We start from the raw sequence: 13,454 nt of genomic DNA on the forward strand, positions 1-13,454 counted from the left end.
GACCAGCACCGTGCAGGCGCCGCAGTCGCCCTCGGCGCAACCTTCCTTGGTGCCGCGCAGCGAGCGGTTGAGCCGCAGCCAGTCGAGCAGCGTCGCATCGGGCGCGATGTCCTTCAGGGCCACGTCGCCGCCGTTCAGGATGAAACGTATCTCGTTGCGGATCTTGGTATCGGCCATGTCTCAACTCCCCCGATAGGTCGAGTAGCCATAGGGCGAAATCAAGAGCGGGACGTGATAGTGCCGCTCTTCCGCCATGCCGAAGCGGATCGGCACGATGTCGAGGAAAGCGGGCTCGGGCAGGTTGGTGCCCTGGCCGCGCAGATAGTCGCCGGCGGCGAAGACCAGCTCATATTGGCCGGTGCGGAAATCGGCGCCGGCGAGCAGCGGCGCCTCGCAGCGGCCGTCATCGTTGGTGGCGACGGTCTTGAGATGGGTGCGGCTCTGGCCCTCGATGCGGAAAAGCTCGATCGATAGGCCTTTTGCCGGCCGTCCGGTCGCGGTGTCCAGCACATGGGTGGTCAGGCGCCCGCCATCGGCTTTCGACGTTTCTGCCACTGGCGGCCTCCCGTCTCGATACAATCTCAGATCAATTGTGCGCCAATTAAAGGCGATGCATAAGCCCCGGTCGAGCGGAGTGGGGCAAAAAGCACTTTCAAAAATTTTCGGGGGAATGCATGCGCACTCCTTTCGATATCTTCATCGCAACCATCGGGCAGGAGCGACAATGCGTTACGATAGGGACATGCGCGGTTACGGGGCCAATCCGCCGGACCCGAAATGGCCTGGCGGCGCGCACGTCGCGGTTCAGTTCGTCGTCAACTACGAGGAAGGCGGCGAGAACTGCGTGCTGCACGGCGACAAGGCCTCGGAAGCCTTCCTGTCCGAGATCGTCGGCGCAGCGCCGTGGGTCGGCCAGCGCCACTGGAACATGGAGTCGATCTATGAATACGGCGCCCGCGCCGGCTTCTGGCGGCTCTACCGGCTGTTCACCGAAGCGCAGGCGCCGGTGACCTGCTACGGCGTCGCCACCGCGCTCGCACGCTCGCCCGATCAGGTCGTCGCAATGCAGGAAGCCGGCTGGGAGATCGCCTCGCACGGCCTGAAATGGATCGACTATCGCGACCATGCGGCCGAGGATGAGAAGCGCGACCTCGATGAGGCGATCCGGCTGCATTACGAGGTGACCGGCGCGCGGCCGACCGGCTGGTATACCGGGCGCACCTCGGTGAACACGGTGCGGCTCGTCGCCGAGGAAGGCGGCTTCGACTATGTCTCCGACACCTATGACGACGAGCTACCTTACTGGTTCGACCGCGACGGGCTGGAGACGCCGCAGCTTATCATCCCCTACACGCTCGACGCCAACGACATGCGCTTCGCGACGCCGCAAGGGTTCAACTCCGGCGACCAGTTCTTCGCCTATCTGAAGGACAGTTTCGACACGCTCTATGCCGAGGGCAAGGCAGGGCGGCCGCGCATGATGAATATCGGCCTGCACTGCCGGTTGGTCGGCCGCCCCGGTCGGGTAGCGGCGCTGAAGCGCTTCGTCGACTATGTGAAGTCGCATGACAAGGTCTGGCTGACCCGGCGCATCGACATCGCCAAACACTGGCGCGAGACGCATCCCTATCAGGCGCCGGCGCTGCGGCCGTCCAGGATGGAGTTCGAGGAATTCGTGCACGCCTTTGGCGGCGTGTTCGAGCATTCGCCCTGGATTGCCGAGCGCGCCTACGAACTGGAGCTTGGGCCGGCGCATGACAGCGCGGGCGGCCTGCACAATGCGCTCTGCCGGGTCTTCCGCGCGGCGAGCGAAGCCGAGCGGCTTTCCGTGCTCAACGCCCATCCGGACCTTGCGGGCAAGCTGGCGGCCGCCAAGCGGCTGACGCCAGAATCGGCCAAGGAGCAAGCCTCCGCCGGGCTCGACGCGCTGACCGACAAGGAGCGCGAGCTGTTCTCGAAACTCAACGCCGCCTATGTCACCACCTTCGGCTTTCCCTTCATCATCGCGGTCAAGGGCAAGTCCAAGGACGAAATCCTGGCGGAGTTCGAGGCGCGGATCGGCAACAGCCGCGGCACCGAGTTGGAAACCGCCTGCAAACAGGTCGAACGCATCGCGTTGCTTCGCCTGAAAGACATGCTCCCACTCTGATGTTTGTTTTTACGCAATTCCGGACGGAAGGCTTGGGCGAAGTCGCCGAATCCAACCCCTTCACACTGGAATTGCTCTGAGGGTCAGGACCCCATGGATATGATCAAGACTGCCGAGCGAACCTATTACGCGCCGCAGGGTGGCCATCCCGGCCAGAACGAGCTTTTGACCGGCCGCGCCGTCTTCACCGAAGCCTATGCGGTCATTCCCAAAGGCGTCATGCAGGACATCGTCACCAGTCCGCTGCCGTTCTGGGACAAGACCAGGGCCTGGATCATCGCAAGGCCGCTTTCGGGCTTCGCCGAGACTTTTTCGCAATATATCGTCGAGGTCCTGCCGGGCGGCGGCAGCGACCGGCCCGAACTCGACGCCGGCGCCGAGGGCGTGCTGTTCGTCGTCGAAGGCGAGATCACCGTTTCGCTGGCCGGCAACAAACACGTGCTTGCCTCCGGCGGCTTTGCCTTCCTGCCGCCGGCGAGTGGCTGGACGGTGCGCAACGAGACCGCCGCCGCCGCCCGCTTCCACTGGATCCGCAAGGCCTATGAGGCTGTCGACGGCCTGGACGTGCCGGAAGCCTTCTTCTCCAGTGACCAGGACGTCGCGCCGAGCCCGATGCCGGGCACGGAAGGGCGCTGGGCAACGACCCGCTTCGTCGATCCGGCCGATATGCGCCACGACATGCATGTCACCATCGTCACGCTGAAGCCCGGCGCGGTCATACCCTTCGCCGAGACTCATGTCATGGAGCACGGGCTCTATGTGCTCGAAGGCAAGGCTGTCTACCGGCTGAACCAGGACTGGGTCGAGGTCGAGGCCGGCGATTTCATGTGGCTGCGCGCCTTCTGCCCGCAGGCCTGCTATGCCGGCGGGCCGGGCAATTTCCGCTATCTGCTCTACAAGGACGTCAACCGGCACGCCAGGCTTGGCGGTTACCTTGGGGGCGGCTATCTTGGAGGCAAGGCGCGGTGAGCCGCATCGTCGCCCAGCCACTGACCCGCGAGAACTTTGCGCCGTTCGGCGACGTCATCGACATGGGCGGCGACAACCGCTACCCGATCAACGGCGGCAAGGCGATGCGCTATCACGACCTGGCCACGGCGGAAGCGGCCGGCCCGAACGCGCGGGTGCTGATCTCGATGGTGCGCGGGACGCCCTACGAGATGCCGCTGAAGCTCACCATGGTCGAGCGCCATCCGCTCGGCAGCCAGGCCTTCATCCCGCTGTCGCCGCGGCCCTTTCTGGTGGTCGTCTGCCATGACACCAAGGACGGCCCGGGTGAGCCGCACGCTTTCCTCGCCGGACCCGGACAGGGCATCAACTACCGCCGCAACCTGTGGCACGGCGTGCTGACGCCGATCGGCGAGGAACAGGATTTCCTGATCGTCGACCGCGGCGGCGACGGCTCCAATCTCGAGGAATTCTATTTCTCGCATCCTTACGAGATCCACCTTCCCTGAAAGCCTTCCCCATGACCGACATTTCGCTGATCGACCGCCTGCTCGACGTTATCGAGCACGACATTGTGCCGAAGACGACTCAAGGCGTCGCTCATGGCAATAAGCTGTTCGGCGCCGCGATCCTCAGGAAGGACGACCGCTCGCTGGTGCTGGCTGAGACCAACAATGAGATGGAAAATCCGCTGTGGCATGGCGAGGTGCATTGCCTGAAGCGTTTTTATGAAATGTCCAAGGCCGAGCGCGTTGACACCAAGGATGCGTTGTTTCTCGCCACGCACGAACCGTGCTCGCTGTGTTTGTCAGCGATCACCTGGACCGGCTTCGACAATTTCTACTATCTCTTCAGCCATGAGGATTCGCGCGACAGCTTTGCCATCCCGCATGATCTGAAAATCCTGAAAGAGGTCTTCACCCTCGACCCCGGCGGTTACAATGCCGAGAACGCTTATTGGAAAAGCTTCTCGATCCGCCGGCTGGTGCGGGCACTGCCGGAGGCCGAACGTGAGCGGCTGGAGGCGCGCATCGGCAGCATTTCGGAGCGCTATGACGAGCTGTCCGACGCTTACCAAGCGAGCAAGGCGGAGAACGACATTCCGCTGAACTGAATCGTTTCCACTGCACCTACCTTGAATTGCCACCTTTATGGTGGCATATTGAGTCATGGAGAAACGCAGGCCCACCTACGATCTTGAGGCGATCAAGACCACGTTCGGGTCTGTCGACACGTTGGCTATCACAACGTCAGCCCTGCGCGATGCGGTCGGCCTTGGTTTCGATCGCGCCGGCATTGTCGAGGTGATCGGTGGCATGACGCGGAAGATGTTCGTGAAATCGATGACGACCTTCGCCGATCACCGGGTCTGGCAGGATGTCTATCATGTGCCGGCGCGCGACATGCTTCTCTATGTGAAATTCCAGGCTGATGTCGTGACCGAATTCATGGTCATGGCATTCAAGGAGAAATGACATGGCGACAGAAACCAGTGAAACCATGATCTCTCCCGAAACCGGAGAGATCCTGACGCGCGGGGTACGTCCGTTCACCGTGACCTACAAAGGCGAGAGCATGGTTGTCGACCTGCCGGGCTACTATCCGGCTTCGGCTTCGGACGGAGACGGCGTGCATGTCGGGGAGGATATGGCTGCCGTTGATGCCGCCCTGCGCATTCTCAAGGAAAAGATCGACGGCGTGCCGGCGCCAGAAACCATCCGGCGCATGCGCGCAAAGCTCAAGCTGTCGCAGCGTGAGGCGGGTTCCCTGTTCAAAGTCGGCGAGAATGCCTTCGACAAATATGAGCGAGGTCTGATCGAGCCGAGCGGCCCGACCATTCAGCTGATGACGTTGCTCGAAAAACACCCCGAATTGCTCGACGAATTGCGCTAACGACCCAAGTCGCATTTTTTGATGCTCCAGTCGCGAATGGCGATTGAAAGTCGGCGCGCCCCGGAGCGTTATGCGCCCCATGAAAACCGTCACAGAATTCCCCCGCAAAGTCGTCGAATTTCCCGATATGGGCATCGTCATGCCGGATGGCTGCCGGCTGTCGGCGCGCATCTGGATGCCCGAGGATGCGGCTGACGATCCGGTGCCGGCGATCCTCGAGCACCTGCCCTACCGCAAGCGCGACGGCACCATTTTTCGCGACCAGCTCACCCATCCCTATTTTGCCGGCCACGGCTATGCCTCGATCCGCGTCGACATGCGCGGCAATGGCGATTCCGAAGGGCTGATGGACGACGAATATTCCGAGCAGGAACTGCAGGATGCCTGCGACGTCATCGCCTGGGCGGCGGCGCAGCCCTGGTGCAACGGCAATGCCGGCATGATGGGCATCTCCTGGGGCGGCTTCAACTGCCTGCAGGTGGCGGCGAAACAGCCGCCGGCGCTGAAGGCGGTGATCAGCCTGTGCTCGACCGTCGACCGCTATGCCGACGACATCCATTACAAGGGCGGCTGCCTGCTCTTGGAAAATTTCGGCTGGGCCTCGACGATGCTGTCCTATTCGTCACGGCCGCCGGATCCGGCGATTGCCGGCGGCAACCGCTGGCGCGACTTATGGCTCAGCCGGCTGGAGAACCAGCCCTTCCTTTTGCCGCTCTGGCTCAGTCACCAGCACCGCGACGCCTATTGGAAGCGCGGCTCGATCTGTGAGGATTTTTCGGCGGTCAAAGCGGCGGTGCTGTCGATCGGCGGCTGGCATGACGGCTACCGCAACACGATCTCCAATCTCGTCACCGGCATCCAGTCGCCGGTCAAAGGCATCGTCGGCCCCTGGATCCACAAATACCCGCATTACGCCGGACCCAATCCGGCGATCGGCTTCCTGCAGGAGGCGCTGCGCTGGTGGGACCGCTGGCTAAAGCGTGCTGCGACCGGCGTCGAGGCCGATCCGGCCTACCGCGCCTATGTGATGGACAGCGTGCGGCCGGCGCGCTGGCACCCGGAACGGCCGGGCCGCTGGGTGGCGGAGCAGGAATGGCCGTCCTCAAACATCAAGGTCGAGGCGATCGAGCTTATCGCCAATGGCGGCAAACCCCTGATCGTCGCTTCGCCGCAGACCTGCGGCCTCGCCGGCGGCGAGTATTTTCCCTTCACCTTCGGGCCGGAATTGCCCGGCGACCAACGCCCCGACGACGCGCTGTCGGTCTGCTTCGACCAGCCCGAGCTCGGTGAGGCGATCGACATCGTCGGCGCGCCGGAGCTCGCGGTCCGAGTTGCCTCCGATCGGCCGCAGGCCAACATCGCGGTGCGTCTCTGCGATGTGCACCCGGACGGCGCCTCGGAACTGATCTCCTATGGCTTGCTCAATTTGACCCACCGCGACTCGCATGAGTTCCCGCAGGCGCTGGTGCCAGGGCAGACCTTTTCGGCGCGCGTCGTGCTCGACCAATGCGCCTACCGCGTGCCGGCCGGCCACAAATTGCGCGTCGCCGTTTCGACCGCCTACTGGCCGATGATCTGGCCCTCGCCGGAACCGGTGCAACTCGATCTTGCGAAGGCCACGCTGAAGCTGCCGCTGCGGCCGCTGGCGAAAGGCAATGAGGTTTCGTTCCCTGAGCCGGAAGGCGCGACGCCCTGGGCGACCGAGACGATCAGGCCGACGAGTTCCGAACGCCATATCGACCGCGACGAGAAGACCGGCACGGTCACGCTTTCCATCACCGACGATTTCGGCGCGGTGCGCGATCTCGACCACGGGCTGGTCAATGGCAGCATCGTACGCGAGACATGGGCGATCCATCCCGACGATCCGCTGTCGGCCACCGGAGCCACGCATTGGACGCAGACATTGTCGCGCGATGAATGGTCGGTGCGGACCGAAACCTTTGCCGACATGCGATCGGACGCAGAGAGCTTCATCGTCAGCGCCAGAATCGAAGCCTATGAGGGCGAAAAGCTGATCTTCGAACGCGATTTCGAGCAGACGATTCCCCGCTCCCTGGTTTGAGCGGAGGCAAGATTGGTCCAAACGCGACATGCGATTTACGCCACCGCATGTCGCATTCGGTCTTGCCTGCCGCTTTCCCTTACGGTCATTATCTCCTCCAATAGAAGAAACGACCATAAGGTCGCATACCCAGAGTGAGGAACCATAATGTCCAACGAACTCGACTATCTCAGCCGGCGAGTCGCGGCCGGGAAACTTAGCCGTCGCGACTTTCTCGGTCGCGCCGCCGCGCTTGGCGTCACCGCCACTTTCGCCAACTCGCTGCTCTCCAGCGCCGTGCGCGCTGCCGGCCCGGTCAAGGGCGGCACGCTGAAGGCCGGCCTGCAGGGCGGTGAATCCACCAACAGCCTCGATCCCGCTACTTTCCTCAGCCAGGTTCCGTTCGCCTTCGGCAAGTGCTGGGGCGAAACGCTGGTCGAGCTCGCGCCGGGCGGCGGCGTCGAATATCTCATCGCCGAGGAGATCGGCAGCTCGAAGGATGCCAAGACCTGGACGATGAAGATCCGCAAGGGCGTCCAGTTCCACAACGGCAAGGAAGTGACGCCGGACGACGTCGTGGCGACGCTGAAGCGTCACAGCGACGAAAAATCCAAGTCGGGCGCGCTGGGTGTCCTGAAAAGCATCGACACCATCAAGGCCGATGGCGGCAATGTCGTGGTCACGCTGAAGGACCCGAACGCCGACCTGCCCTATTTGATGGCGGACTATCACCTGATCATCCAGCCGAATGGCGGCAACGATAAGCCTGATGCCGGCATCGGCACCGGCCCGTACAAGGTCACCGTCAACCAGCCCGGCGTGAAGCATGGCGGAGAGCGCTTCGCCAATTACTGGCAGGCCGACAAATACGGCCATGCCGACCAGGTCGAGATCATCGTCGTCAACGACCCGACGGCCCGCATGGCTGCGCTGCAGGGCGGCCAGGTCAACATGATCAACCGCGTCGAACCGAAGATCGTCGACCTGGTCAAGCGGCTGCCCGGCGTCACCATCCGCGCCGCCTCAGGCCGCGGCTTCTATCCGTTCAACATGTTCTGCGACACCGCGCCCTTCGACAACAACGACCTTCGCATGGCGCTGAAGCTTGCCATGGACCGCGAGGAGATGCTGACCAAGATCCTGCGCGGCTACGGCGAGGTCGGCAACGACATGCCGGTCAACAAGGCCTATCCGCTGTTCGCAGAGGATTTCGAACAGCGCAAGTTCGAGCCGGAAAAAGCCGCCGCGCTCTACAAGAAGTCCGGCCATAGCGGCTCGATCCTGCTGCGCACGTCCGACGTCGCCTTCCCTGGCGCCGTTGACGCCGCCCAGCTTTACCAGCAGAGCTGCGCCAAGGCGGGCATCAAGATCGAGATCAAGCGCGAGCCGGGCGACGGCTACTGGACGGAAGTCTGGAACAAGCAGCCCTTCTCGCTCTCCTACTGGGGCGGGCGTCCGACGCAGGACCAGATGTATTCGACCGCCTATCTCTCGACTGCCGACTGGAACGACACCCGTTTCAAGCGGCCGGATTTCGACAAGATGGTGCTTGCGGCGCGCGGCGAGCTCGACGAAGCCAAGCGCAAGAAGATCTACCGCGACATGGGCGAGATCATGCGCGACGAAGGCGGCCTGATCGTGCCGTTCTTCAACCAGTTCGTCGACGCCACCGGCAAGGGCGTCGAAGGCTGGGTCGACAACCCGGCGCAGGAACTCAGCAACGGCCACGCGCTGATCGAGTGCTGGCTGCAGGCTTGACGAAGGATAGGAAGGGCCGGCGCGAGCCGGCCCTTCCGGCTTTCATGGCCTGCCTGAAAGGCGGGCACCGTCCCTTCTTCACCGTTGCAGGTAGCCGATGTCGTCTCCGATCCTGAGATTGGTCGCTCAGCGCATCTTGCTGGGCCTGGTTCTTCTATTCGCCGTTTCGGTGCTGATCTTCGCCGGCACGCAGATCCTGCCGGGTGATGTCGCCCAGGCGATCCTCGGCCAGTCGGCGACGCCGGAGGCGTTGGCAAACCTGCGCGAGCAGCTCGGGCTCAACGACCCGGCATGGCTGCGCTACGTGCACTGGCTGTGGGGCATCCTGCATGGCGATTTCGGCACGGCGCAGTCGAGCGGGCTCGACATTGCAAGCTCGATCGGCACCCGGCTGAAGAACACGCTTTTCCTGGCCGCGTGCGCGGCGATCGTCGCTGTGCCGCTGGCGGTCATCCTTGGGCTGATTGCAGTGCGCTACCGCAACGGCTTCGTCGACAAGCTGATCTCCGGCCTGGCCCTGGCCTCGACATCGTTCCCGGAATTCTTCATCGGCTATGTGCTGATCTTCGTGTTTGCGGTGCACTGGCAGATATTCCCGAGCATCTCGACGGTCGACGACTCCACGCCGTTCCTCGAAAGGCTGCAGGCCGTGGTGCTGCCGGCCACGGCGCTCACCCTGGTGGTGCTTGCCCATATGATGCGCATGACGCGCGCGGCGATCCTCAATGTCATGCAGTCGGCCTATATCGAGACGGCCGAGCTCAAGGGGCTGAAACCCTTCGACATCATCCGCAAGCATGCTTTCCCGAACGCGATCGCGCCGGTCGTCAACGTCGTCATGCTCAACCTCGCCTATCTCATCGTCGGCGTCGTCGTGGTGGAGGTGATCTTCGTCTATCCGGGCATGGGACAATATCTGGTCGACCATGTCGCCAAACGCGACGTGCCGGTGGTGCAGGCGGTCGGCCTGATCTTCGCCGCGGTCTACATCACGCTCAACATCGTCGCGGATATCGCCGCCATCGTGGCCAATCCGCGGCTCAGGCATCCGAAGTGACGAGAGCATCCGAAATGACGGGCCGGATGCAGGACGACCAGAGGGGGAACTGAAGCGAATGGCGCTACGACAAATTCCGTTCACCGCCTGGATCGGACTGATCCTGACCGGCTTCTTTGCGTTCTGCGCCATCTTCGCGCCCTGGGTCGCCCCGCACGGCAATGGCGAGATCGTCGGCGACGTGTGGGAGCCGATGTCGGCGGCGCATTGGCTGGGCACCGACAATCTCGGCCGCGACCTGATCTCGCGCATGATCTATGGCGCGCGCATCACCATGGAGATCGCGGTGGCGGCGACGGCGCTGTCCTTCTCGCTGGGCTCGATCCTCGGCTTCACGGCGGCGGTGTTCGGCGGCTGGTTCGACACGCTGCTGTCGCGCTTCGTCGACCTGCTGATGTCGATCCCGACACTGATCTTCGGCCTCGTCGTGCTGTCGGTGCTGCCGACCAACACGCTGACGCTGATCCTGGTCATGGGCATCCTCGATTCCACCCGCGTCTACCGCCTGTCGCGCGCCGTTGCCGTCGACATCAACGTCATGGACTTCGTCGAGGCGGCGAAGCTGCGCGGCGAAGGCAAGGCCTGGATCATCTTCCGCGAGATCCTGCCCAATGCGCTGTCGCCGCTGGTGGCGGAGCTCGGCGTGCGCTTCATCTTCGCGGTGCTGTTCCTGTCAGCGCTCTCCTTCCTCGGCCTCGGCGTGCAGCCGCCGGATTCGGACTGGGGCGGCATGGTCAAGGAAAACAAGGACGGCATCGTCTTCGGCATTCCGGCGGCGCTGATCCCGGCGGCCGCGATCGCGGTGCTGGCGATCTCGGTCAACCTCGTCGCCGACTGGGTGCTCAACCGCACGACGAGCCTGAAGGGAGGGCGCGGCTGATGGCCGACACAAAGGCAAATTCAGGCAAGCTCCTCGATATCCGCAACCTGCGCATCGAGGCGACCGTCTACCCGCCTGGCGAAGCGCCGAAGACGATCACGCTGGTCCACGACGTCTCGCTGACCTTGGAAAAGGGCAAGGTGCTCGGCCTGATCGGCGAATCCGGCGCCGGCAAATCGACCATCGGCCTGTCGTCCATGGCCTATGGCCGTGGCGGCGTGCGCATCACCGGCGGCGAGGTGATCCTTAACGGCCGCGACATCCTGAAAGCCGGCCCCAAGGGCGTGCGGGCGCTGCGCGGACGCGAAGTCTGCTATGTCGCGCAATCGGCGGCCGCCGCCTTCAATCCGGCCCATAAGCTGATCGACCAGGTGGTCGAGGCGGCCATGCTGCATGGCACCGCGACGCGCGCCGAAGCCGAGAAGCGGGCCGTCGCGCTGTTCAAGAAGCTCAGCCTGCCCAATCCCGAAACGATCGGCGAGCGCTACCCGCACCAGGTCTCCGGCGGCCAGCTGCAGCGCGTGATGACGGCGATGGCGCTCTGCTCGGAGCCGGACCTCATCGTCTTCGACGAGCCGACCACGGCGCTCGACGTGACGACACAGATCGACGTGCTGGCGGCGATCAAGGACGCCATCCGCGACACGCATGTGGCGGCCCTCTACATCACGCACGACCTTGCCGTCGTCGCCCAGGTGTCGGACGAGATCATGGTGCTACGCCATGGCCGGCTGGTGGAGTGGGGCGGCACGCGGCAGATCATCAAGGAGCCGCGCCAGGAATACACCAACGCGCTGGTCTCTGTGCATGAGATCGAGCACAAGGAACAGCCGCCCGGCACAACGCCCTTCCTGTCGGTGAAGAATGTCACCGCCGCCTATGGCGGCGGCCATGTCAAGGTGCTGAAGAACGTCTCGGTCGACATTTATCCGGGACAGACGCTGGCGGTGGTCGGCGAGAGCGGCTCCGGCAAGTCGACGCTGGCGCGCGCGATCACAGGCCTGTTGCCGCCCGAGGAGGGCACCGTCACCTTCGACGGCAGGCCACTCGCCAACAGGCTGGCCGACCGGCCGAAGGAGGACCTGCGGCAGCTGCAGATGATCTACCAGATGGCCGACGTGGCGATGAACCCTCGCCAGACGGTAGGCACCATCATCGGCCGGCCGCTGGAGTTCTATTTCGGCATGAAGGGCCGCGAGCGCGACAAGCGCGTCGCCGAGCTGCTCGACGAGATCGAGATGGGCAAGGGTTTCGTCGACCGCTACCCGGCCGAGCTTTCCGGCGGCCAGAAGCAGCGTGTCTGCATCGCGCGCTCGCTCGCCGCCAAGCCGAAGCTGATCATCTGCGACGAGGTGACATCGGCGCTCGACCCGCTGGTCGCCAACGGCATCCTGAAACTGCTGCTCAACCTGCAGCAGCACGAAAAGGTCGCGTATCTCTTCATCACCCATGACCTGGCGACGGTGAAGTCGATCGCCGATTCGATCGCTGTCATGTATCGCGGCGAGGTGGTGCGCTACGGCTCCAAGAGCAAGGTGCTGACGCCGCCTTTCGACGCCTATACGGACCTGCTGCTCTCCTCCGTGCCGGAGATGGAGATCGGCTGGCTGGAGAAGGCGATCAAGGGCCGGCGCATGGAAAGCGCTGGAAATTAGCCTGCCAAAAGTCGACCCAAGCACTTTTGTCATGCGGCCGCAACAGGGAAGGGGAAAGATCGCCGCGGGCGGATAGAACCCGCACCGGAATCAATCTCGAACAAGGGGGCAGGACATGCATACGGAACTCGATCATCTCGCCGAACTCGCCGGCAAGGGCAGGATATCGCGGCGCGATTTCCTCGGCCGCGCGGCCGCGCTCGGCGCCTCGGCGGCGCTGGCGACGACGCTGGCCGGCAAGGCTTTCGCCGCGACCCCGGTGAAGGGCGGCATCATCAAGGCCGGCCTGCAGGGGGGTGAATCGACCAACAGCCTCGACCCGGCGCTGAACCTCAGCCAGGTCACTTTCAACTTCTGTAAGCAGTGGGGCGAATTCCTTGTCCGGCTAACGCCCGAGGGAGGCGTCGAGAACCTGATCGCCGAGGAGATCGGCGCCTCGGCCGACGCCAAGACCTGGACGATGAAAATCCACGACGGCGTCGAATTCCACAACGGCAAGACGGTGACGGCTGAAGATGTCGTCGCCACGCTCGAGCGCCACGCCGATGAGAAGTCGAAATCCGGCGCGCTCGGCATTTTGAAGAACATCAAGACCATCAAGGCCGACGGCAAGGAGGTGGTGGTGACGCTCGGCGACGCCGACGCCGACTTCCCCTATCTGATGGCCGACTACCACCTGGTGATCCAGCCGAATGGCGGCAAGGACAACCCGAATGCCGGCGTCAGCGCCGGGCCGTACAAGGTCGCCGTCAACCAGCCCGGCGTGAAGCATGGCGGCGAGCGCTTCGCCAATTACTGGCGCGGCGACAAGGCCGGCCATGCCGACCAGATCGAGATTGTCGTGATCAACGATCCGACGGCCCGGCTCGCGGCGCTGCAGGGCGGCCAGGTGCATCTCATCAACCGCGTCGAGCCCAAGGTGGTCGATCTGGTGAAACGCATGCCGGGCGTCAGCGTCGAGAACGTGTCGGGGCGCGGCTACTACCCGTTCAACATGTTCTGCGACACCGCGCCCTTCGACAACAACGACCTCCGCATGGCGCTGAAGCTTGCCATGGACCGCGAGGAGA

14 protein-coding genes are annotated in these 13,454 nt (G+C 63.7%); 12 read left to right on the top strand and 2 right to left on the bottom strand.

Annotated elements, in window-relative coordinates:
- Together EOA28_RS40090 and uraH are read right to left on the bottom strand one after the other, a co-directional pair.
- Positions 1-177 (bottom strand): 2Fe-2S iron-sulfur cluster-binding protein (locus EOA28_RS40090; protein ID WP_348633426.1); only part of this gene is annotated, 177 nt, incomplete at its 3' end.
- Between the two features lie 3 nt (positions 178-180).
- Positions 181-555 carry a hydroxyisourate hydrolase gene (gene uraH, locus EOA28_RS08750; protein ID WP_127252092.1) on the bottom strand — a complete coding sequence of 125 codons (375 nt, stop codon included), beginning with the start codon at positions 553-555 and terminating at the stop codon, positions 181-183.
- A gap of 169 nt (positions 556-724) precedes the next feature.
- Between uraH and puuE the strand changes: the two genes are divergently transcribed.
- From puuE to EOA28_RS08810, 12 genes are all read left to right on the top strand, one after another.
- Positions 725-2,149, top strand: coding sequence for an allantoinase PuuE (gene puuE / locus EOA28_RS08755; RefSeq protein WP_127252091.1), 1,425 nt, complete (start codon positions 725-727; stop codon positions 2,147-2,149).
- Positions 2,150-2,242: 93 nt separating this feature from the next.
- Positions 2,243-3,118, top strand: coding sequence for a bifunctional allantoicase/(S)-ureidoglycine aminohydrolase (locus tag EOA28_RS08760; RefSeq protein ID WP_127252090.1), 876 nt, complete (start codon positions 2,243-2,245; stop codon positions 3,116-3,118).
- Complete coding sequence (locus EOA28_RS08765) at positions 3,115-3,606, top strand: ureidoglycolate lyase (protein WP_127252089.1); 492 nt, start codon at positions 3,115-3,117, stop codon at positions 3,604-3,606. Before EOA28_RS08760 ends, EOA28_RS08765 begins: the two co-directional genes overlap by 4 nt.
- Before the next feature lie 11 nt (positions 3,607-3,617).
- Positions 3,618-4,211 (top strand): nucleoside deaminase, encoded by a 594-nt coding sequence (locus EOA28_RS08770; protein WP_128314817.1) that lies wholly within the window; start codon positions 3,618-3,620, stop codon positions 4,209-4,211.
- Between the two features lie 55 nt (positions 4,212-4,266).
- The gene (locus EOA28_RS08775; RefSeq protein WP_127252087.1) at positions 4,267-4,572 is read left to right on the top strand and encodes a type II toxin-antitoxin system MqsR family toxin; all 306 of its coding nucleotides are present in this window, start codon (positions 4,267-4,269) and stop codon (positions 4,570-4,572) included.
- 1 nt (position 4,573) lies between these two features.
- A complete protein-coding gene (locus tag EOA28_RS08780; RefSeq protein WP_127252086.1) occupies positions 4,574-4,990 on the top strand; it encodes a type II toxin-antitoxin system MqsA family antitoxin in 417 nt (138 codons plus the stop codon).
- Between the two features lie 79 nt (positions 4,991-5,069).
- Complete coding sequence (locus EOA28_RS08785; RefSeq protein ID WP_127252085.1) at positions 5,070-7,055, top strand: CocE/NonD family hydrolase; 1,986 nt, start codon at positions 5,070-5,072, stop codon at positions 7,053-7,055.
- Positions 7,056-7,202: 147 nt separating this feature from the next.
- On the top strand, positions 7,203-8,792 hold the full coding sequence (locus EOA28_RS08790; RefSeq protein ID WP_127252084.1) for an ABC transporter substrate-binding protein: 1,590 nt from the start codon (positions 7,203-7,205) through the stop codon (positions 8,790-8,792).
- Positions 8,793-8,889: 97 nt separating this feature from the next.
- The gene (locus tag EOA28_RS08795) at positions 8,890-9,849 is read left to right on the top strand and encodes an ABC transporter permease (RefSeq protein ID WP_042645241.1); all 960 of its coding nucleotides are present in this window, start codon (positions 8,890-8,892) and stop codon (positions 9,847-9,849) included.
- 58 nt (positions 9,850-9,907) lie between these two features.
- On the top strand, positions 9,908-10,729 hold the full coding sequence (locus tag EOA28_RS08800) for an ABC transporter permease (RefSeq protein WP_042645242.1): 822 nt from the start codon (positions 9,908-9,910) through the stop codon (positions 10,727-10,729).
- On the top strand, positions 10,729-12,384 hold the full coding sequence (locus EOA28_RS08805) for an ABC transporter ATP-binding protein (RefSeq protein WP_126079912.1): 1,656 nt from the start codon (positions 10,729-10,731) through the stop codon (positions 12,382-12,384). Before EOA28_RS08800 ends, EOA28_RS08805 begins: the two co-directional genes overlap by 1 nt.
- A gap of 115 nt (positions 12,385-12,499) precedes the next feature.
- Positions 12,500-13,454, top strand: a 955-nt coding sequence (locus tag EOA28_RS08810; protein ID WP_128314818.1) for an ABC transporter substrate-binding protein, incomplete at its 3' end; no start/stop codon positions are given.

Origin of the sequence: Mesorhizobium sp. M2A.F.Ca.ET.067.02.1.1, assembly GCF_004023285.1 — a bacterium.
Lineage (GTDB): Bacteria > Pseudomonadota > Alphaproteobacteria > Rhizobiales > Rhizobiaceae > Mesorhizobium.